This window comes from Mycobacterium interjectum (assembly GCF_900078675.2).
Lineage (GTDB): Bacteria > Actinomycetota > Actinomycetes > Mycobacteriales > Mycobacteriaceae > Mycobacterium > Mycobacterium interjectum.
In genome coordinates this window covers 4,954,910-4,975,429 of the sequence record NZ_LT546237.1, presented here as the reverse complement: position 1 = coordinate 4,975,429, position 20,520 = coordinate 4,954,910, and the positions used below count along the sequence as shown (strand labels likewise).

22 protein-coding genes and 3 pseudogenes are annotated in these 20,520 nt (G+C 69.2%); 8 read left to right on the top strand and 17 right to left on the bottom strand.

Annotation, left to right across the window (positions count from 1 at the left end):
• Positions 1-208: 208 nt before the first annotated feature.
• Entirely contained in the window at positions 209-1,069 is an 861-nt protein-coding gene (locus tag BN4348_RS58785; RefSeq protein ID WP_096866345.1) for an alpha/beta hydrolase, read from the top strand.
• Between the two features lie 51 nt (positions 1,070-1,120).
• A pseudogene (locus BN4348_RS58780) lies at positions 1,121-2,100 on the top strand (acyltransferase family protein); the annotation flags it as partial.
• 360 nt (positions 2,101-2,460) lie between these two features.
• Here the strand turns inward: BN4348_RS58780 and BN4348_RS58775 are convergent.
• Positions 2,461-3,165, bottom strand: coding sequence for an Rv0518 family GDSL lipase (locus BN4348_RS58775; RefSeq protein WP_066917754.1), 705 nt, complete (start codon positions 3,163-3,165; stop codon positions 2,461-2,463).
• A gap of 160 nt (positions 3,166-3,325) precedes the next feature.
• A complete protein-coding gene (locus BN4348_RS58770; RefSeq protein ID WP_066917753.1) occupies positions 3,326-4,549 on the bottom strand; it encodes an acyltransferase family protein in 1,224 nt (407 codons plus the stop codon).
• A 287-nt stretch (positions 4,550-4,836) separates the two neighbouring features.
• Between BN4348_RS58770 and BN4348_RS58765 the strand changes: the two genes are divergently transcribed.
• Positions 4,837-5,268, top strand: coding sequence for an STAS domain-containing protein (locus tag BN4348_RS58765; RefSeq protein WP_066917735.1), 432 nt, complete (start codon positions 4,837-4,839; stop codon positions 5,266-5,268).
• On the opposite strand, the gene BN4348_RS58760 is transcribed toward BN4348_RS58765, so the two are convergent.
• The 7 genes from BN4348_RS58760 to BN4348_RS58730 form a co-directional block, all read right to left on the bottom strand.
• On the bottom strand, positions 5,252-5,518 hold the full coding sequence (locus BN4348_RS58760) for a hypothetical protein (protein WP_066917734.1): 267 nt from the start codon (positions 5,516-5,518) through the stop codon (positions 5,252-5,254). The genes BN4348_RS58765 and BN4348_RS58760 overlap by 17 nt on opposite strands.
• Positions 5,515-6,027 carry a hypothetical protein gene (locus tag BN4348_RS58755; protein ID WP_066917751.1) on the bottom strand — a complete coding sequence of 171 codons (513 nt, stop codon included), beginning with the start codon at positions 6,025-6,027 and terminating at the stop codon, positions 5,515-5,517. Before BN4348_RS58755 ends, BN4348_RS58760 begins: the two co-directional genes overlap by 4 nt.
• A gap of 17 nt (positions 6,028-6,044) precedes the next feature.
• A complete protein-coding gene (gene hemB, locus BN4348_RS58750) occupies positions 6,045-7,025 on the bottom strand; it encodes a porphobilinogen synthase (protein ID WP_084454754.1) in 981 nt (326 codons plus the stop codon).
• A gap of 116 nt (positions 7,026-7,141) precedes the next feature.
• Positions 7,142-8,815, bottom strand: a complete 1,674-nt coding sequence (locus tag BN4348_RS58745; RefSeq protein ID WP_066917733.1) for a bifunctional uroporphyrinogen-III C-methyltransferase/uroporphyrinogen-III synthase — start codon at positions 8,813-8,815, stop codon at positions 7,142-7,144.
• Positions 8,816-8,837: 22 nt separating this feature from the next.
• Positions 8,838-9,782: a hydroxymethylbilane synthase gene (hemC, locus tag BN4348_RS58740; RefSeq protein WP_066917750.1), complete on the bottom strand. Its 945-nt coding sequence runs from the start codon at positions 9,780-9,782 to the stop codon at positions 8,838-8,840.
• Between the two features lie 13 nt (positions 9,783-9,795).
• On the bottom strand, positions 9,796-11,175 hold the full coding sequence (locus BN4348_RS58735) for a glutamyl-tRNA reductase (protein WP_066917732.1): 1,380 nt from the start codon (positions 11,173-11,175) through the stop codon (positions 9,796-9,798).
• A gap of 97 nt (positions 11,176-11,272) precedes the next feature.
• A complete protein-coding gene (locus tag BN4348_RS58730) occupies positions 11,273-11,542 on the bottom strand; it encodes a glutaredoxin family protein (RefSeq protein WP_066917731.1) in 270 nt (89 codons plus the stop codon).
• Between the two features lie 60 nt (positions 11,543-11,602).
• Between BN4348_RS58730 and BN4348_RS58725 the strand changes: the two genes are divergently transcribed.
• The 5 genes from BN4348_RS58725 (at position 11,603) to cmaA2 (ending at position 14,715) form a co-directional block, all read left to right on the top strand.
• Positions 11,603-11,914 (top strand): WXG100 family type VII secretion target, encoded by a 312-nt coding sequence (locus BN4348_RS58725; RefSeq protein WP_066917730.1) that lies wholly within the window; start codon positions 11,603-11,605, stop codon positions 11,912-11,914.
• Entirely contained in the window at positions 11,907-12,197 is a 291-nt protein-coding gene (locus tag BN4348_RS58720) for a WXG100 family type VII secretion target (protein ID WP_066917729.1), read from the top strand. Before BN4348_RS58725 ends, BN4348_RS58720 begins: the two co-directional genes overlap by 8 nt.
• Before the next feature lie 105 nt (positions 12,198-12,302).
• The gene (locus BN4348_RS58715) at positions 12,303-13,220 is read left to right on the top strand and encodes an HAD family hydrolase (RefSeq protein WP_066917728.1); all 918 of its coding nucleotides are present in this window, start codon (positions 12,303-12,305) and stop codon (positions 13,218-13,220) included.
• Between the two features lie 44 nt (positions 13,221-13,264).
• A complete protein-coding gene (locus tag BN4348_RS58710; protein WP_066917727.1) occupies positions 13,265-13,777 on the top strand; it encodes an FAS1-like dehydratase domain-containing protein in 513 nt (170 codons plus the stop codon).
• Between the two features lie 11 nt (positions 13,778-13,788).
• On the top strand, positions 13,789-14,715 hold the full coding sequence (cmaA2, locus tag BN4348_RS58705) for a cyclopropane mycolic acid synthase CmaA2 (RefSeq protein WP_066917726.1): 927 nt from the start codon (positions 13,789-13,791) through the stop codon (positions 14,713-14,715).
• An 8-nt stretch (positions 14,716-14,723) separates the two neighbouring features.
• On the opposite strand, the gene BN4348_RS58700 is transcribed toward cmaA2, so the two are convergent.
• The 8 genes and pseudogenes from BN4348_RS58700 to BN4348_RS58665 form a co-directional block, all read right to left on the bottom strand.
• Positions 14,724-15,815 carry a lysophospholipid acyltransferase family protein gene (locus BN4348_RS58700; protein WP_096866243.1) on the bottom strand — a complete coding sequence of 364 codons (1,092 nt, stop codon included), beginning with the start codon at positions 15,813-15,815 and terminating at the stop codon, positions 14,724-14,726.
• Positions 15,797-16,909 carry an SDR family oxidoreductase gene (locus tag BN4348_RS58695; RefSeq protein ID WP_066917725.1) on the bottom strand — a complete coding sequence of 371 codons (1,113 nt, stop codon included), beginning with the start codon at positions 16,907-16,909 and terminating at the stop codon, positions 15,797-15,799. The genes BN4348_RS58700 and BN4348_RS58695 overlap by 19 nt, the downstream gene beginning before the upstream one ends.
• A gap of 70 nt (positions 16,910-16,979) precedes the next feature.
• Positions 16,980-17,081, bottom strand: a complete 102-nt coding sequence (locus BN4348_RS58690; RefSeq protein ID WP_003402602.1) for a 30S ribosomal protein bS22 — start codon at positions 17,079-17,081, stop codon at positions 16,980-16,982.
• A 97-nt stretch (positions 17,082-17,178) separates the two neighbouring features.
• The gene (locus BN4348_RS58685; protein ID WP_066917724.1) at positions 17,179-17,436 is read right to left on the bottom strand and encodes a cell division/environmental response transcriptional regulator; all 258 of its coding nucleotides are present in this window, start codon (positions 17,434-17,436) and stop codon (positions 17,179-17,181) included.
• 140 nt (positions 17,437-17,576) lie between these two features.
• Positions 17,577-18,455, bottom strand: a pseudogene (gene proC, locus BN4348_RS58680) (pyrroline-5-carboxylate reductase); the annotation flags it as partial.
• 24 nt (positions 18,456-18,479) lie between these two features.
• Positions 18,480-19,331: a thioesterase family protein gene (locus BN4348_RS58675; RefSeq protein ID WP_066917722.1), complete on the bottom strand. Its 852-nt coding sequence runs from the start codon at positions 19,329-19,331 to the stop codon at positions 18,480-18,482.
• A 36-nt stretch (positions 19,332-19,367) separates the two neighbouring features.
• A complete protein-coding gene (locus BN4348_RS58670; protein WP_066917721.1) occupies positions 19,368-20,210 on the bottom strand; it encodes a sugar phosphate isomerase/epimerase family protein in 843 nt (280 codons plus the stop codon).
• A 29-nt stretch (positions 20,211-20,239) separates the two neighbouring features.
• Positions 20,240-20,520: pseudogene (locus tag BN4348_RS58665) on the bottom strand (hypothetical protein); the annotation flags it as partial.

Genomic DNA, 20,520 nt, shown 5'->3' with positions numbered 1-20,520 from the left:
CTCCCTTGTGGGCCCCCCATCGACCTGTGCTGCATCGTCCGGGAAATCACCGGGGCCCGCGAGGGTTGAAACCGTCGAGATCGGATCCCGGCCATTCGGCGCCGAAGGTCACCTCTTCGTGACCGGGAGATCACGCCGGATCACACAATGCTTCCAATACGGCGTGGCTCGGCAGGTGAGGCGCGCTTCGCACGGCATCATTGCGATCATGCCTGACCTGACACGCCGGGCGGTGCTCCGGATGGGTGCCGGTGCCAGCCTGGGAGCCGCTGGCGTGTTCGCCTTAGGCGCCCTGCTGGACCCGATCACTTCGCACGCGGCCCCCGCCCCGTTCGAGCCGTCGGCGGCCGGCAGCACCCTGCCGAACAGGTTGACCGGCTCCTTCGTCTCCGCGGCGCGCGGCGGGGTCAAGACCAACTGGGTGATCGCCCTGCCGCCGGGGCAGAAGGCCGAAGCCGGGTCGCTGCGCCCGGTCATCGCGCTGCACGGCAAGGACGGCGACGCCAACATGATGCTCGACTGCGGGGTCGAAAAGGCGCTGGCCCAACTGGTCAGGGAGGGCAAGCCGCCGTTCGCGGTGGTGGGCGTCGACGGCGGCGCCAACAGCTACTGGCACCGCAGGGCCTCGGGCGAGGACCCCGGCGCGATGGTGCTCGACGAGCTGTTGCCGCTGCTGTCGTCGATGGGTTTCGACACCACCCGGGTGGGCTTTTTGGGGTGGTCGATGGGTGGCTACGGGGCGCTGCACCTGGGCGCCAAGCTGGGCCCGTCGCGCACGGCCGGGATCTGCGCGATCAGCCCCGCGCTGTACACCTCCTTCACGGCCAGCGAGGCCGGGGCGTTCGACAGCTACGACGACTGGGTGCAGAACAGCGTCGTGGGCCTGCCGGCGCTGAACGCGATTCCGCTGCGCGTGGACTGCGGCACCTTCGACCGCTTCTATTTCGCCGCAAGGCAATTCGTCAGCCAACTGAAGACCCCGCCGGCGGGCAGCTTCTCCCTGGGCGGACACGACATCGGCTACTGGCGAACGCAACTGCCCGGCGAGCTGGCCTGGATGGCGACCTAACCCACGCAGATGACAATCCGGCAGGAAGAACTCGCCAGCGGCCCACGTCGAGTGGAGCGGCGAACTTCCCGGAAGGGATTTCGCCCGGACATCGAGGGCCTGCGCGCGGTCGCGGTCATCGCCGTCGTGCTCTACCACGCGGGCATACCGGGCTTCGCCGGCGGCTTCATCGGTGTCGACGTCTTCTTCGTCATCTCCGGCTTCCTCATCACCGGGCTGCTGTGGCGCGAGGCCACCGCCACCAACACCGTTCGCCTGGGCCGCTTCTACGGCGCCCGGGCCCGGCGCCTGCTGCCGGCCGCGACCACCGTCGGTGTTGTCACCGCCGCCGTCGCGGCCGTCGTGCTGCCGCCGCTGCAGGCCCGCAGCGTCTTCGTGGACGGCATCGCCAGCGCCCTGTATGTGGGCAATTACCGGTTCGCCACGCAGGGCACCGACTACCTGGCCGCCGACGCCCCCTCGCCGTTCCAGCACTACTGGTCGCTGGGCGTGGAGGAGCAGTTCTACCTGGTGTGGCCGCTGCTCATCATCGGTACCGCGTGGCTGGTCGGGCGGGTGCGCCGCGGGACGACGGCGGGGGCCGGGCCGTACGCGGCGGTCCTGGCGGTGGTGGCGGCCGTGTCGCTGGCGGCGGACANGCCCTGGTCGGCGACTCGCACGCCGCCATGTGGGAGCCGGCGTTCCGGCGGGTCGCCGAGCAGCGCCACTGGCGGCTGGAGACGTTGGCCAAGGTGACCTGCCCGCTGCAGGAACTTCCCATCCGCAGCCCGTATCTGGGCCGCGAGTACACGGAGTGCGAACAGTGGCGCGCCCAGATCTCCGACCGGCTGAAGTCCGAGCACCCGCGGCTGGTGGTGCTCGACATGAGCCGGCGCTACGGCGCGGATTTCGGTTTCGTGTCCTACGACCCGGCGTGGATCGACACGCTGGGCCGCACCGTGGCGATGCTGCGGAGCACCGGCGCCACCGTCCTGGTCCTGGGACCGGCCCCGGACCCGCACGGGTCGGTGCCCGCCTGCTTGTCGGCGCATCTCGACGACGCCACCGCGTGCGCGCCNCGGTGATCGTCGGCAACGCCCTGGTTTTTCGCGACGACAACCACGTGACCACCGAGTACGCGCAACTGCTGGCGCCCGTCATGGCCGCGCTGGCGGACCGCGCCCTGGCGGGCGGGTGACGCTTAATGAACTTCTCTGCGCGCACGAACGTCAGATCAGTGAAAGGTGTTTGGAGGTTGTGAGATGACTCCGCTGCTGCTGATCTGCATTGCGGCCATCGCGCCCGTCGCGGGCGTGGGCCTGATGCAGTTGCAAACGCGCCTGGAGCAATGGGATTACGAGCGCCACGCGGAAGACTAGCCTAAACCCTTGCGCGCCTGAGGCTTTGGTTTGTCACCGAGACAGCTGCCTGCCGATGAGCGGTGCGATCCTGTCCGCGAGATACTGGTGCCCCGCGTCGTTGGGGTGCACCCCGTCCGGGCCGATCAGGTCGGGCCTGTCCACGAACCAGCGGTCGCCGAGCGGATCGACGAACGTCGCTCCGGCGGCCCGGGCGGCCGCGTTGAGCGCGTCGCGAATCTGCAGGATCGACTCGGGCACGTCGGCGGTCGGCCACGGCGGGCCGATCACCAAAAACCTGGCGGACGGCGCGAACCTGCGCGCCAAGTTGAAGGCGTCGCGGGCCTTTTCGCCGACCAGCGCCGGATCCACGCCCTGGTCGTTGCGCGAGCCGAAGAACACCACCAGCGCATCGGCGGGCTTGACGGCCCTGGCGGTCAGATCCTCGAAGATGCTGCCGTGGTCGCCGGGCACGACGTAGCCCGCCCTTCCCTCGGCCGCCACGTCGGCGGCGATCCGCACACCCCGCTGGGCAAGCGCGTGCCAGGACAGCGCGGTCCACGAATTCGGTCCGAGGCCGCCCTCGTCGGTGCCGGTGGTGTACGAGTCGCCGACGACGGCGACGTGGTTGAGGCGCGAGTCCACGGTCAGTGGTTCGTAGGGCCGCGCCCGCACCGGGTGCGCCGGGGCCCCCAAGACGCCGGAGACCGGCCCCAGCACCATGGCGAGGCCGACGATGACCGTGGCCAGACGGCTCACTAGCACCTCCCCCGGAAACTGCATCGTCACGCGCCGCATCCAAGCCAACGGAATCGCACGGAGGAAACGTCGCGAACGGGTGTCAAATCGCGGCTGGCCGCTCGGGCCATGGTATTCGACGGATCACGGGCGCCGCACCAGCCGCGCGGCGAGGCGAACGTCACACCGCACGGGCCGAAACCGCTTCCAGCCCACCGTCGATCGGGTGCAGCTTGCCTGCCGACTCGTCGGCGGGTCGGATGTTGACCATCCGGCGCATCCAGCGGCGGGCGGGCTCTTCGACGAAGTGGTACATCAGGGCCGAAAGACCGACGGCGATCGCGAGCAGCCCGATGATGTTCCATCTCCACGGGTTGTCCTGCTCCCATGGCGTGAGCTCGAACTGGGTCACCGCCCACGTCCACGACGTGTGCACCAGCTCATGAATCATGTACAGGCAGAACGAGATTTGCCCGCCATAAACCATCGCTCGGGTGGACAGCGCCCGTGGCAGGCTGCCCACGCCGATGGCCAGGGTGATCACCAGCGGAACGAACAGCACGTCGACCACCCCGCCGCTGTCGTTCTCCACGATTCCGGAAATCGGGTGCGCGTGAAACCAGTACAGGACGCCCACCATCGCGGCCAGCAGCAGCAGCGAGGTATACCCCGCGGCGCGGCGGCCGCGATCGGTCAACCGCAACCTGCGCACGGCGGCGCAGGCCAGGGCGCCGGCGGTGAACTGCGTGACGATGCGCGGCAGCCAGCTCCACGGTGTGTAGAAGTGGCCGCTGCTCAGCAGCATCACCACCGGCGGCAACGACGCCGCGAACGCCAGCAACATCAGGCTGCGCGCCCTCGTCGCCTGCTTCATCCGCAGGATCACCAACACGAGGAGGCCGAAGAGCAGGTAGGCCAGCCATTCGGCGCTGATCGACCACGCCGGGCCGTCCCAGCTGGAGTCGTCGAAGAACGGCACGAACCAAAGCTGCACCAGCAGCATCTGGCGCACGTAGCTGATCGCGGTGAGCTGACCGGCATCGGGCGACGGCACGTGACCGACGTGCAGGGTGAAGATCACCCACAGCGCGGCCAGGTGCAGGGTGACCAGGTACACCGGCCACACCCTGGCCAGCCGCAGCCACAGGAAGTGCAGGGTGGCGCGCGTCGACCAGAAGCGGCCCATCCGGTCAAGGTAGTTCCAGGTCAGCACGAATCCGCTGAGGATGAAGAAGAGGTCGACGCCCTGGGCCCCGCAGTTGAGCACCGGTGCGAGGGCGTCGCGCAAGTCCGGAGAGACGTCGCTCAGCATCGGTCGGAAGTGAAACAGCACCACCCACACCGCGGCGACGATGCGGAGTCCCGTCAGCGCCTTGATCTCTCCCCTGATCTCTGCGCCGCGCACGATGCTCTTTCCGTCTGGACTCACGTTTCGTATCCGATTGGTCCGGCTGACCGGGCGATCACAAGCCCCCCGACTGGCAACCGGCAGCCCACGAAGCCTAGCAGCGAAAGGCCCGCGACGGCGTGATGGGCCGTGGCGTGCCACGCGGGTAAACGGCCGCGATGTTGCTTGAACCGGCGCCATACCCCCCGAAATTCGCTTCTTAGCAAAGAGTTAGAGGCGGCTGTCGGTCTCCTTACTTTTAGCGGGCACCTTTAGGTAACAGGCTCGAAGGGAATGGGGAGCTCATGACAGTCACCACCGTCGCGACTCGGCACGGTTACGGCACCTTCGACTGCGATGGTGCTCAGGTCCGCGCCCACTGCCGTCACCTGGCGACCGTGGTGACCATCCGGGGCGACATCAACGCCGCCAACGTCGACCGGGTCAGCGAATACCTCTGGCGTTTCACCCTGGGGAGCAACCCGGTGGTGCTCGACCTGAGCGACGTCAGCCACTTTGCTGCGGCGGGCGTCTCGCTCGTGCAGCGGCTCGACGAGGACTGCCGCGCCGCCGGGGTGGAGTGGACCTTGGTCGCCGGCCCCGCGGTGCTGGCGCTGCTGGGGGACGACGGCGAGCTTCCGGTCGCGCGCTCGGTGCGCGAGGCGCTCCGCAACCTGGCCGAGGCCATCGTGAGCCGCCGTCAGCTGGTGTTGCCGCTGATCAAGAAGACGGCGTAACTTTCCCGTCGCCCCGGGCCCGTAACAGCCGGGCGATCCCGACCACCGCGAGCACTCCGGCGGCCGTCACCAGCACCAGCGTCAGCAACAGCAGCTGAGGGTTGTACACCAGCGACGTGGTGATCGGCTGCCCGTCGGCGATCGGCGCGACCCTGACCGTGTGGCGCGCGTGCACCCAGCTGACGCCCCCACCCACCAGCGCGGCGCAGGCCAGGGCCAGCTCCAGCAACGCCCGGTACCGAGCCATCAGGAAAGCGGCCCGTCGTCAAAATCCTCGTCGGCGACGTCGGACCCGGCGGGTTCCACCCGCTCCTGGACCAGCGGGGTCAGCGCCGCCCGAAGGTGACGATGACGACGTGCCCAGGCCTGGGCGGTGCGGTCGCCGGTGAGCTTGAGGCCGATGCCTATCCGGTGGCGCGGCACCCCGGCCAGTTCGCCGAGGGCCCGCGACGACTGCCATTTCGCCAGCTCCTTGCCGGACGCCTCGTGGTGTTCGGGCGCGGGATATACCTTGAGGATTTCGCGCACCAGGATGGTTTCGGTGCCCTGGCGCAGGGCGTCTTCGGTGAGTTCGACCGAGACGTGGATCCGCGCCGCCTTCACCTGCAACGCGACGAACGCCGACACCAGCACCAGGAAGATGGCCGGGACGACGAGCGACACCGGGGCCCTGCTCCAGATCTCGATCAGGACCATGGCCACCGCCGACGCCGGGCCCAGCGCCACCCACCACCAGCTGGCGCCGGGCTCGTAGAACAACGGCTTCGGTTCGGCTGTCACGACAGCCAGCCTGCCGCATCCGCGGCCCAATAGGTGAGCACGATGTCGGCCCCGGCGCGCCGGATGCTCGTCAGCGACTCCAGCGCGGCGGCGCGCTCGTCGATCCAGGTGTTGGCGGCCGCGGCGCAAATCATCGCGTACTCGCCCGACACCTGATACGCGGCCACCGGCACCGGCGAGACCTCCGCCGCGGCCGCCAGCACATCGAGGTAACCCAGTGCGGGCTTGACCATCACGATGTCGGCGCCTTCGTCGAGGTCCAGCCGGACCTCGCGCAGCGCCTCCCGGAAGTTGCCCGGCTCCTGCTGGTAGGTGCGCCGGTCGCCGGACAGGCTCGAGCTCACCGCCTCGCGGAAGGGCCCGTAGAACGCCGAGGCGAACTTCGCGGCGTAGGCCAGGATCACCACGTCGGTGTAGCCGGCCGCGTCCAGCCCGTCGCGGATCGCGGCCACTTGCCCGTCCATCATGCCGCTCGGCCCCACCACGTGGGCGCCGGATTCCGCCTGCGCCACAGCCAGTTTGACGTAGCGGGCCAGGGTGGCGTCGTTGTCCACCCGGCCCCGGGCGTCCAGGACCCCGCAGTGCCCGTGGTCGGTGAACTCGTCCAGGCAGGTGTCGGCCATCAACACCGTGGCGTCACCGAGATCCTTGGCCACATCCCGCAGCGCGACGTTGAGGATGCCGTCCGGATCGGTGCCGGCCGAGCCGGTCGAGTCCTTGTCCTGCTCGCGGGGCACGCCGAACAGCATCACCCCGCCAACCCCCGCGGCGACGGCCTGTTCGGCGGCCCGGCGCAGCGAATCCCGGCTGTGCTGAACGACGTTGGGCATAGACGGGATGGGTCGCGGTTCATCGATCCCGTCGGCGACGAACATCGGCAGCACCAAATGCCTTGGCTCCAAAGACGTTTGCGCGACCAGGCGACGCAATGCGGGGGTTGAGCGGAGCCGGCGCGGACGCTGGCGCGGGTAACTCATGGCGCGACTTTGTCGCCGCGAGCGTGCGCAGAATGCCGGCCAAGACGGCGTGTCGTCGTACAGACACGCACGCTCGCAAGCGGGTGGTGCCCCCGGCTCGCCCGCGCGGCAATCACTTAGCGCCTGCGGCTCTTCTTACGCGGCGGCGGCAGCGCCCCCTCGGCGCGCAGCCGCGCGGCGTGCTCGGCCAACGCGTCGACCAGCGGGCCGACGGCCGCGGTGTCGGGCTGCACGTCCACCCGCAGGCCGAATTCCGCGGCGGTCTCGGCGGTCTTGGGGCCGATGCAGGCGATGATCGTCCGCGCGTGCGGCTTGCCGGCTATGCCGACCAGGTTGCGCACCGTCGAGCTGGAGGTGAAGCACACCGCGTCGAAGCCGCCCGTCTTGATCATCTCGCGGGTGGCCGCCGGCGGCGGCGCGGCGCGCACGGTCCGGTAGGCGGTGACGTCCTCGATCTCCCAGCCGCGCTCGCGCAGCCCCTCGGCCAGCGTCTCGGTGGCGATGTCGGCCCGCGGCAGCAGGACCCGGTTGACCGGGTCGAAAATGCTGTCGTAGGGCGGGAAGTCGTCGAGCAGCCCGAGCGAGGACTGCTCGCCGGCCGGCACCAGCTCGGGGCTGATCCCGAACGCCCGGACCCGGTCGGCCGTCGACTCGCCGACGCAGGCGATCTTCACCCCGGAGAACGCGCGGGCGTCCAGGCCGAACTCGCCGAACTTCTCCCACACGGCGCGCACCGCGTTGGTGGAGGTGAACACCACCCACTGGAACCTGCCGTCGACCAGGCCCTTGACGGCCCGCTCCATCTGGGCGGGGCTGCGCGGGGGCTCGACGGCGATCGTCGGCACCTCGATCGGCAGCGCCCCATACGACGTCAGCCGCTCGCTCATCTCACCGGCCTGGTCCTTGGTGCGGGGCACCAACACGGTCCAGCCGTACAGCGCGCGGCTCTCCCACCAGTTCAGCTTCGCCCGGCTGGCGACCGTCTTGCCGATGGTCACCACCAGCGGCCCGGTCATGGGGCCGGCCGGGTCGTTGCCACCCAGGACGGCCGAATCGGTCAGGCCGTGCAGCGTGGTCTCGACCGAGCGCTGCTGGCAGGTGGTGCCCTGCGCGGTCACCACGCAGGGGGTGGTCTCGGCCAGCTCGTGCTCGATCAGGGCGCGGGCCGCGTCGGCCAGGTGCGAGCCGGTGGCCTGCAGGATCAGCGGGCCGGGCGCCGCCGCCAAAGCGTCCCAATCCACATGCGGGTCGCGGACGTCGGCGACCGTGTGCGACGAGCCGAGCGGCAACCCCGCATAGGTCGGGACGGCGCTGGTGGCGGCCAGGCCGGGCACGATCTCGAGGTGCAGGTGGCTGCGCGCGACGGCGTTCACCTCGGTGATCACCGCGTCCAGCGTCAGCGGGTCGCCGGCCACCAGCCGCACCACGTCGGCCCCCGAACGGGCCTCGGCGACAAGAGTTTTGGCGACCTCGGCGGGCTCGCCCAGCGCCGGGCGGATGTCCGGGCCACCGGAGATCACCGCCGGTGCGGCCTGGGCCCGATCATCCCCGGCCCCTGGGCCCTTGCCGTCCGCGTTGACGGCCGGGCCGGCCGGCGCCGGGCCGGAGACCGGCGGCAGGTCCTTACCGATCAGCGCGAGCACGGGTTCGGGCACGTCGGGGTCGGTGAACACCAAGGCGGCGTTGGCCAGCACCGTGGCCGCCCGCGTCGTCAACAATCCCGGGTCGCCGGGGCCCGAGCCCACGAACGTGATGTGGCCCGGTCTCGGCTTACGCCCTCGCGTCGTCATTGTCGCTCCCAAGTGACTCTCTTCAGTTTCCTCGCGCGGGGTCTTGCCGCGCTCCCCCAATCAGCTCTCCGGCCCCCAGCTCGAGCAGCTCGGCGGCGACCGAGAGCCCCAACTCCCGTGCCCGACCGGGAGTGCCGATGCCGGACGCGCGGATCACGTCGGACCCGTCCAGCGCCGCCACGCAGCCGCGCAGCGACAGCTCTTCGAAGACCCGCCCCTCCTCATCGATGGACTCGACCACCTCGGCGATCGCACCCACCGGTGCCGAGCAACCGGCCTCCAGTTCGGCCAGCAGGGCTCGCTCCGCGGTGACCGCCGCGCGCGTGTCGGCGTCGTCCAACTCCGCCAGCACCGCCACCAACTCGGCACCGGCGCGGCACTCGACGGCGAGCGCGCCCTGAGCCGGTGCTGGCAACATCTGCACCGGCTCTAGCGTCTCGGTGACATCGTCGAGGCGGCCCAGCCGGGCGAGACCGGCCCTGGCAACCACGATCGCGTCAAGATCACCACTGCTTACCCTGTTCAACCTGGTATCTAGGTTGCCTCGTAGGGGGCGGATTTCCAAACCGAGACCCAATGCTCTAAGCTGTGCGGCCCTGCGCGGCGACGACGTGCCCACCAGCGAACCCGCCGGCAACTCCCCCAGCACCAGCCCGTCGCGGGCGACCAGCGCGTCGCGGGGGTCGTTGCGCGGCGGTATCGCGGCAATGGTGAACCTCGGGTCGTCGGCCGTGGGCAAATCCTTGTGCGAGTGCACCGCCGCGTCGACGCGGCCATCGTCGATGGCCTCCCGCAACGCGGTGGTGAAGGCGCCCACGCCCAGGGTCTGGATGGGCGCCGACGACCGATCGCCGGCCGTGCTGATGGTCACCAATTCGGCCGGATGGCCGTTGGCGATCAAGGCGTCTCTGACGACACCGGCCTGGGTGGTGGCCAACAGGCTGCCCCGGGTGCCTATCCGGATCACGTGCGCCAATCGGCTACTCGCCCGACTGTTGAGGCGTGCCGCCGTCGAATCCGCTTGATACCGGGGGCAATTCGCTAGCACCGACGGCGGCTACGGAGTCTATGGCGGTCTGGTCAAGTTCGAAGAGTTCGCGCAGCGCCTCGGCGTAACTGTCGCCGCCCGGCGCGCTGGCGAGCTGTTTGATCCGCACGGTGGGCGCGTGCAGCAGCTTGTCCACCACGCGGCGAACGGTGCGCGCCACCTCCTCGCGGTGGGCGCTTTCCAGCCCGGGCAGCCGGTTGTCGAGGCGCAGCAGCTCGGCCTCGACGACGTCGGCGGCACGCTGGCGCAGCGCCGTCACCGTCGGGGTGACCTCGGCCATCCGCTGCCCCGCCAGGTAGGTGGCGACCTCGGCCGCCACGATGTGGCGCGCGGCGTCGACATCGGCGGCCGCCGCGTGGGCCGACGGCTCGCGTTGCACGCGGTCCACGTCGACGACCCACACCCCGGGCAGTCCGGCCACCGCCGGGTCGACGTCGCGCGGCATGCCCAGGTCGCAGATGACCAGCGGGTGGGCGGCCTCGTCCCGGCGGGCCGCGGCCAGCGCGTGATGCACGTCGGCCAGCGAGACCACCGGACTGACCGCGCCGGTGCAGCTGACCACGACGTCGGCGTCCGCCAGCGCGTCGGCCAGCCCGTCCAGGGTGAGCGCCTCGGCGCGCACGCCGGATTCGCGGATCTTGCGGGCCAGCCGCTGCGCGCGGGACGCCGAGCGGTTGACCACCCCGACGTGCTCGATGCCGGACCGGACCAGGTGCGCAGAGGACAGCGCGCCCATCGCCCCGGCGCCGATGACCACGGCGGACTTGCCCGCCAGCCCGCCCAGCCGGCGCTCGGCCATGCCCAGGGCCACCGATACCACCGAGGCGCCGGCCGCGTCGATGGCGGTTTCGGAGTGCACCCGCTTGCCCACCGACAGCGCCCGCTGGGCCAGCTCGTGCAGCACCCGGCCGACGGTGCGGTTGGCCTCGGCGGTCCCGTAGGCGCGGCGCACCTGCCCCAGCACCTGCTGCTCGCCGATCACCGCGGAATCCAGGCCGCTGGCCACCGCGAACAGGTGCTCGACGGCGGCCTCGCTGTAACGCACGTAGGCGTACTTGGTCAGGTCGCCCATCGACATCCCGGAGTGTTCCGACAGCACCTGCCCGACCACCGCCAACCCGCCGTGGAACGCGTCGACGACGGCGTAGACCTCGACCCGGTTGCACGTCGAGAGCACCATCGCCTCGGTCACCAGCGGCGACTGCAACACCCGATCGACGATTTTGACCTGATCGGATTCGTCGATGCTGAGTTGTTCCAGGACGGAGACCGGCGCACTGCGGTGCGAAACCCCGAAGAGCAGGACGCTCACGGCAGCATCACCTGGCCAGCTCCCTTGCTTCCCCAGTAACTGAACTGCTGTCCACGGTAATCGTTAATCAGCTGGGCTACCAAATAACTGGTCGCCGCTACCGCGCGAGGTCGGCGCGCAGCCGCGGCTCGTCCACCTCCCAGTAGCTGTGCTCCCGCCCCTCCAGCAGCACCACCGGGAGGCGATCGCCGAACTCCGCCCGCAGCCCCGGCGCGCCCGCCGCCGCGGCGGCGTCGACGTCGGTCGTGGCCAGCTCGAAGCCCAGCTCGTCGGCCAGTTCGACCAGCCGGGCGTGCACCCGCGCGCAGATCGTGCAGCCGCCGCGCGTCAGCAGCTCCACCCGCGGGCGGCGTGTGCCCTGCGTCATGGCCACCAGTGTGGCAGCGGGTGAATTGTGGGGCCAGGCCGCGGCGGTTAGGTTGCCGCTGTGGCTGCCGAGGACGCGGTGCAGGTCGACCCGCTGGCGATGCGCGGCTTCGCCGAGGCGCTGTCGGGTCGCGCCGGGGAGCTGCGGAACCAGTTCGCGGAGCTCAACGCTCAGGTGCGCGAGATGCTGGGCGGCTGGCACGGAACGTCGGGAGGCGCCTACGCCTCCGCGTGGGAGCTGTGGCACCGCGGCGCCGGCGAGGTAGAGCTGGGCCTGTCGATGCTGGCGCGGTTGGTAGGCCAGGCCGGCGGGCTCTACCAGCAGAACGAGGCGACATCCGCCCACGCGCTGCGCGGGGTGCGCCGTGACTGAGTCGTTTCGGGTGGATCCGCAGGCGCTGGCCGATGCGGTGCAACGGATGTCGGAATTTGCGCGCTACGCCGAAGGCATGCTGGCCGAAATTGATTCTCTGGTAAGCGCTTTGCACTCCACGTGGACCGGTAGCGGCGCGGCGGCCCACGCCGAGGCGCATCGGCACTGGGCCCGCGGCGAGGCGATGATGCGCGAAGCCCTGGCTCGGTTGCGGGCCGCCGGCGAGACGGCGCACGGCCACTACACCGGCGCCATGGCAACGAATTTGGGCATGTGGTCCTGACCTGACGCCTCAGGCGCGCAATCCGCCCCGGCCGTCCGCCGGATAGGGTTGATACCGGTCATCCCACGGATTACCGGGCGGCACGGGGAGCTAGGAGGTTGGGCCTTGGTTTCATCGGCTTCCTCTGAGCCGGGCGGCGCGGACCCCACCGGCCGCGCCGATCTGGACGCGCTGGTCGACAACGCGAGCGCCGAACGCGCGCTGGAGGACCTGCAGGCCAGCGCCCCCGAAGGTGGTCACCCGCAGCCACCGATCGACCTGACCGCGGCCGCGTTCTTCGACGTGGACAACACCCTGGTGCAGGGCTCCTCGGCGGTGCACTTCGGGCGCGGGCTGGCCGCGCGCCACTACTTCACCTACCGCGACGTGCTCGGATTCATCTACGCGCAGGCCAAGTTCCAACTGCTGGGCACGGAGAACAGCAACGACGTGGCCGCCGGCCGGCGCAAGGCGCTCGCCTTCATCGAAGGCCGCTCGGTCCAGCAGCTGGTGGCGCTGGGCGAGGAGATCTACGACGAGATCATCGCCGACAAGATCTGGGCCGGCACGCGCGCGCTGACGCAGATGCACCTCGACGCCGGCCAGCAGGTGTGGCTGATCACCGCGACGCCGTACGAGCTCGCGGCGACGATCGCGCGCCGGCTCGGGCTGACCGGCGCGCTGGGGACCGTCGCCGAATCGGTCGACGGCGTGTTCACGGGCAGGCTGGTCGGCGAGATCCTGCACGGCCCCGGCAAGGCCCACGCCGTGCGCTCGCTGGCCATCCGCGAGGGCCTCAACCTCAAGCGCTGCACCGCCTATTCCGACAGCTACAACGACGTGCCCATGCTGTCGCTGGTCGGCACGGCGGTCGCCATCAACCCCGACGCACGGCTGCGGGCCCTGGCCCGCGAACGAGGTTGGGAAATCCGCGACTTCCGCACCGCCCGCAAGGCCGCGCGGATCGGGGTGCCGTCAGCCCTGGCCCTGGGCGCGGCCGGTGGCGCGCTGGCGGCACTGGCGTCGCGGCGGCAATCGCGCTGATAGGCTGCGCCGCTGAGACGTATTCGAGCGGGGAGCACAGCGGCATGACAATCCCAGAATCGGCCCAAGGACTCATCGGCAGCCACTACCGGGCACCGGATTATTTCCAGGTCGGGCGCGAAAAGATTCGGGAGTTCGCGCAGGCGATCAAAGACGATAACCCGATGCACTACAGCGAGGCCGACGCCGCCGCCGCCGGCTATCCCGCGCTCGTGGCGCCGCTGACCTTCTTGGCCATCGCCGGGCGGCGCGTGCAATTGGAGATTTTCACCAAGTTCAACATCCCGATCAACATCGCCCGGATCATGCACCGCGACCAGAAATTCCTGTATCACCGCCCGATCCTGGCCCACGATAGGCTGTACTTCGACACTTATTTAGACTCGGTGATCGAATCCCACGGCGCGGTGATCGTTGAGATCCGCAGCGAAGTCACTGACGCTGAGGGCAAGCCGGTCGTCACTAGTGTCGTTACGATGCTGGGGGAAGCCGCACACCAGGACGCAGGCGCTGAAGAAACCGTCGCCGCGGTCGCATCCATATCAGCCGGAAAGTAGGGGCGATTCCAATGTCACAGAGCGAATCGGGTGGCACCCAGCTGAAGCCGCCGGTCGAGGCAGTCCGATCCCATTACGACAAATCGAACGAGTTTTTCAAGCTGTGGCTCGACCCGTCGATGACCTACAGCTGTGGCTACTTCGACGAAAATCCGGATCCGCAGAATCTGACTAAGACGCTGGAAGAGGCCCAGTACGCCAAGCGCAAGCTCGCCCTGGACAAACTCAACCTGGAGCCCGGTATGACGCTGCTCGACATCGGCTCCGGCTGGGGCTCGACCATGCGCCACGCCGTCGAGGAATACGACGTCAACGTCATCGGCCTGACGCTGAGCGAGAACCAGTACGCCCATTGTGTGGCCGAATTCGACAAGATGGACAGCCCCCGCCGCAAGGAGGTGCGGATCCAGGGCTGGGAGGAATTCCCCGACGACGAGCCGATCGACCGCATCGTGTCGCTGGGCGCGTTCGAGCACTTCGCGGACGGAGCCGGCGACGCCGGGTACGAGCGTTACGGCGTCTTCTTCAAGAAGTTCTACAACTTGCTGCCCGACGACGGCCGGATGCTGCTGCACAGCATCGTGGTGCCCACCGCCGAGGAAGGCAAGCAGATGGGCCTGAAGACCACCATGAGCCTGCTGCGGTTCATCAGCTTCATCCTCAAGGAGATCTACCCGGGCGGTAGGTTGCCTCAGGTCGAACAGGTCGACCGGTACTCCACCGAGGCCGGTTTCAAAATCGAGCGGCATCACTTCATCGGAAAAAACTACGTTCCGACGTTGACGGCCTGGGCCGATGCGCTCGAGGCGCACAAGGACGAGGCGATCGCCCTCAAGGGGCAGGAGACCTACGACATCTACCTGCGCTACCTGCGGGGCTGCTCGGACCTGTTCCGCGACGGCTACACCAACGTGTGCCAGTTCACCTTGGTCAAGTAGCGAAAAGCTCAGCCGAAGAAGATGTTGCGGCGGCCGGCCAGCAGCCGATACAGCGTCTGCTGGATCGTTTCGCGCACCTGATCGGTCAACTCGAACGTGACCATCGGGTCCTCGGCGTCGGACGCGGCGTAGTCGTTCGTGTAGATCGGCTCACCGAACGCGATGCGCCACTTCGACGGCAGCGGCACCAGGCCCGCGGGCCCGGCCAGCGGGAACAGCGGGGTGACCGGGAAGTACGGCAATCCGAACAGCCGGGCCAGCAGCTTGACGTCGGTGAGCATCGGGTAGATCTCTTCGGAACCGACGATCGAGCACGGGACGATCGGGGCCTTGGTACGCAGCGCCGCCGTCACGAAGCCGCCGCGCCCGAACCGTTGCAACCGGTAGCGGTCCTCGAACCGCTTGCCCAGCCCCTTGTAGCCCTCCGGGAACACGGCGGTGAGCTCGCCGGCGGCCAGCAGGCGATGCGCGTCCGTCGTGCAGGCCATGGTGTGGCCCGCCTTACGGGCGGCTTCGCCGACCACGGGCAGGTCGAACACCATGTCGGCGGCCAGCAGCCGCAGGTCGCGCTGCGCCGGGTGCTCGTCGTGCACCGCCACCGACAGCATCAACCCGTCGAACGGCAACACCCCGGCGTGATTGGCCACCACCAACGCGGCGCCGTCGCTCGGCAGGTTTTCGATGCCGCTGACCTCGACCCGGAACCACGACCGGAAGAAGAAGCGCAGCAAAGGCCGAACGATCGCGCTGTTGAAGTGCGGATCGAAGCCGAACTCGTCGACGGTGTAGTCGCCCATGAACCGCTGGCGCAGGAAGCCCGCGACCCCGGCGACCTTCTGCGCGAGATCGTTGAGCGGCGCTTCGGCCGTGGATGTCGCACCGGCGGCGCGGCGGTGTTCGTCGATTTCGCGAACGACCGCGGCGATCTGTTCGGCCGACGCCCGACCGCCCGGATCCGAGAGCAACGAGGGATGTTGACGGGACGACTCAGCCCGCTGATCGGCTCTACGCCGCGCCGCTACCCGACCCCGATTTGTATGCAGTGGAATGACGTTCGCTCTGGTTTCGCCAGCCACGATACCTACCTGCCCCCACCCCATGGAATTGCATTTCGGCTTCCCCAGCGCTGCGCTAACGCTATGGCGCGACCCTCCAGGGAGCGTACCCGATCGGGGTCGATTATGGGAGTCAGGCCGCGGCCGCGGACGTAGTCGTCGAACGCCTCGGCCGTCGTCCATTTCGGCTGGTAGCCGAGCTCTGTTCGCATCCTCGTGGTGTCCATGACGCGGCCGTAACTCAAATACTCGAACTGATCGCGAGTGATCTCGGTATAGCGGTTAGCCCGTCTCAGCGAATCCAGCGCCCACACGCCAAAACCGGGCACCGGCAAGGGAATTCGGCCCGCCCGCCGGATCGCCTGCGACAGCATGATGATGCCGTCGGCGCCGATGTTGAACGTACCGGCCTTGCCCGCCATCGCCGCGCGCTCCAGGGCGCCCAGCGCGTCCTGCTCATGGAGCAGCTGCAATCGCGCGTCGCGGCCGAACATGGTCGGAACCAACGGCCCGGCCAGATAGCGCGACAGCGAGGTGTCCATCGCCGGGCCGATCATGTTGGCCAGCCTCAGGATCGTCACCGCGATATCGGGGCGTCGCCGCCCCAGCCCGCGCACGTAACCCTCGATGTCGAGGCTGTCCTTCGCGAAACCGTCGCGGAAGGGCCGGCGGCTGCTGCTGTCCTCGGTGAACATGACGGGATCGTGCGCGCTCGACCCGTACACCTCGGAGGTCGACTTGAGGATGACGCGGCGCACCGTAGGCGCCTTCTGACAGGCCGCGAAAAGTTGCATCGCGCCCATCACGTTGATTTCCTTCAACGCCGCGCTGCCACCGGATCGCGGCGCGTACGACGCCGCCGCGGCGTGCACCACCGTGTCGACTTCGCCGTTGCGAATCACTTTGGCAATGAAGGGATTACGAATGTCGGCGCGGACGAACTCGGCGCGCCCCATCCGGCGCAGCATGTCCTTGCTGGGGGCGATCGCGTCCACCGCGATGACCCCCTTGATCAAGGGGTTCTGCGCGAGCCGGGCAGTCAGGTAGCCGCCCAGAAACCGGCAGGCGCCGGTGACGAGGACAACCTTGGGGTAGTGCACGGTGCCGGTTCCGGCGCCTTCCCCACTCGACTGATCCACCCGAACAGCCTAACGGGGGGCGAGACGGCGGCGTTACGGCGACGCGGCGGTCGGCTGGGCTTACTTGGGCTTACTTGCCAAGTTTTCTGCGCTGCACCCGGGTGCGACGCAGCAGCTTGCGGTGCTTCTTCTTCGACATGCGCTTGCGCCGCTTCTTGATTACTGAACCCATGAACTCCGCTATCTGACCGGTGACCTGCTCCTACTTGACCCGGACACTTTACCCGGCGGACAGCGTGGAACACCAAACCGGCGGCGCGGGGAGCAGGTCAGCCCGCGTCGAAGTACGACGTCTCCAGCATGTCGTGGACGGCCTTGGCGTGCACCCGGAAGGACCGCCCAACGCGAACCGCCGGCAGCTCGCCGTTGTGCACCAACCGGTAGACCGTCATCTTGGAGACCCGCATCAGTGCTGCCACCTCCGCGACGGTCAAAAATTGTGTCCTGGCCTGCTGGCCATCGCCGGAACCGGAGTCCCGCCCCTTAGCAGCGGAATCTCGTGCCGATGGCCCGTTCGTAGACGTCATCGCAACCCAATCGTGTCAGGCCCGCGCAATGCCAGCGGCTTCCCCTCCGCTGGCACCCACACGTGCATACAAAGAGGAGAATAGCGGGACTAGTGGGGTTAATGGTACTGGTGAGGGACAATCAGTCCGGAAATCATGAATTATTCCGATGTAATTCTTAGCTGCTCAGAGCGCCTTTTTGCGGCCTGAACGGCCGCGTCCACGGCCACCCGCAATCCCCCTCGTTCCAGTTCGCGCAGCGCAGCGGCGGTGGTGCCGCCGGGCGACGTGACCGTCGCGCGCAGCTGCGCCGCGGTGGCGTCCGCGCGCGCCCCCAGCGCCTCCCGCTCGGCCGATCGATCGGAATCCATGCGCTCGAGCAGCATCGCCGCCGAGCCGGCCATCGTCTGCGCCGTCAGGTCGGTGGCGACCGAGCGGCTCAGGCCCGCCGCAACGCCGGCGTCGACCAGGGCCTCGACCATCAAGAAGAAATAGGCCGGACCGGACCCCGACAGCGCGGTCACGGCGTCCATCTGGGTTTCGGGGACGCTCAGCACGCCGCCGACGGAGTCGAACAGGGCCGAGACCTCTTCCAGCTGTGGTTCGGTCACGAAGCGGCCCTTGGCCAGAGCGGTCACCCCCGCGCCCACCAACGCCGCGGCGTTGGGCATCGCCCGGACCACCGGCGTTCCGGCCGGCAGCTTGGATTCGAAGTAGCCGATCGTGATGCCCGCCGCGACGGTGACGAAAACCTGCTCGGCGGTGTCGGTCTCGGCCGCGGCGGCCGCCCGGGCCAGCTCCCCCATCACGGTCTCGACGTCGGCCGGCTTCACCGCCACGACGACGAAGGTCGCGTTGTCCACGGCGTCGCTCACCGAGGCCAGCCGCACCGAATAGGTCTCGGCCAGGTACTCGGCGCGCTCCCGCATCCGTTCGGCCACGACCAGGTCTTTGACCTGTCGGCCCGCGCGCAGCAGGCCCGACAGCAATGCCTCGCCAATGCTGCCGCCGCCGATGATCGCGATTCTTGCCATGCGGAAAGCATTCCAGACAGCGCCCGCTAGCTAGCGGGCGGCGGGCACCATCGCCAGCTGCCGGGCCTGCACCACCAGGCGGCCGAGGTGATCGACGACGATGTGGTCCTCGTCGAACCAGTCGTGGCCGATCTCCATGCAGGTCGCGATGATCCGCAGCCAGCCGTCGGCGGGCAGGGCGCGCAGGAAGGCCGTCAGTTGGACGGTGGGTGCCCAGCCCGTGCGGTCCACGGCGAAGGTCACCGGGGCCGACAGGTCGCCGCACATGAGCGCGAACAGCGCGTCGGGAGCCACGCCGCGGGGGCGCGCCCACATCTGGATCATGGGCGGGTGCCCGTTGCTGGGCCGCATCGTCGACAGCAGGGGTCGCACGTCGCATCCCTCGCCCAGATGCACCAGTCCGGCCAGGGGGTGGCCGGGCCCGATGGGCTCGACGTCGTCGGGCGGTTCGGGGGCCATCAGTCCCAGCACCGGGTTCGCCGACAGCAGCGGTGCGGCTGCGGCGCCGGGGGCGCCGCAGGGGGGATAGTGCTCCGGTTGCCCGAGGTTGACCACGGCGTGCACCGCGGTGCGCTCGCCCTGCATGAGCTCGACGTCGACGACGCTGATGCGGCGGCCGCGCTTGCGGAACGAGGTCAGCAGCCGCATCGGCCCCGGATCGGGCGCCGACAGAAAGCTGGCCGACACTGTGACCGGTTCCAAAACCGGCTCGGGTCCATCCGGTTGCCCGCCGCACGCGGTGCGGGCGGCGTTGGCGCACAGCGCCAGCATCGCGCCACCGTGCACCTTCGGTCCGATGGTCCAGTGCTTGTCGAGCTCGCCCTCGAATACGCCAGGGCCGACCTCCCGCAGGGTCATTGCGGTGGTGAATAACGCCGTCAAGGTTCTCCCGAGTTCTTCCTGGGTTGTGCGGGCGGGTCAGCGCAGCAGGTGCGTGCGGGCGAACTGCAACGACTCGGCGAGCATGCTTTCACGCTCGCTGGCGCTGCGCGCGCTCGACGTGGACACCTCCAAGATCACGTGGCCGGAGAAACGGCCACCGGCCAGCATCTGGCACACCTCGGCGGTGGGCTGGGTCCCGCGCCCGGGCACCAGGTGCTCGTCGGCGGGCAGGCCGCTGCCGTCACACAGGTGCAGGTGGGTCAGGCCCTCGCCCATCCGCTCGGCCATGTCGAGGGAGTCGGAGCCCGCGGTCGCGGTGTGGGACAGATCCAGCGTGTAGTTTGCGTGGTTGCCGTCCAGCGGGTCGTAGGACGGCGCGAACGCCGAGATCGCCGGGCCCGGTCCGCCGCCGCGCCTGCGCATGCGCTCCCGGGACTGGCCCGCGCCGAAGAACCGATCGGCACGGAACGGGAACATGTTCTCGACGGCGACCTTCACGTCGCTGGCCGCCTCCAAGGCGGCGACCTGGTCGCTGAACCCCTCCGCATAGCGGCGCTGCCAGCGAAACGGCGGATGCACCACGACGGTCTGCGCGTCGAGCTGTTCGGCGGCCCGCACGCTGCGGTCCAGCTTGAGAATCGGGTTGGCGCCCCACACCCGTTGCGAGATCAGCAGGCAGGGCGCGTGCACGGACAGCACCGGGACGCGATAGCGGCGGGACAGCTTCTTGACGGCGGCGATGTCTTGGCTGACCGATTCGCTCCACACCATCAGCTCGACGCCGTCGTAGCCGAGCCTGTCCGCGTACTCGAACGCGGCCTCGGCCCGCAGCGGGTACACCGACGCCGTCGACAGGCCGACTTTGATCGCTGGGCGCAATGGTCTGGGTGGGTTCTGGGTGGATCCGGCTAGCCCGACTGTAACGACAGGGCCAGCGGCCCCAGGGTGATCAGCGCCCCCACCGCGACGGCGATCAGCGTGCTGGCGATGTCCTCGGTTTTGCGCACCACGCGCACCCCCACCACCAAGCCCAGGATGACCAGCACCGAGAGCACCAATGCCACGATGCTGTTCCAGCGCCACAGCTCGTCGAACGCGACGAACAGCCCGGCCCCGAACGCGACCGCCAGGATCGACTGGAACACGACCAGGCAGCCGCGCCACAGCGCCCCGAGCCGGCCGGGGGCCT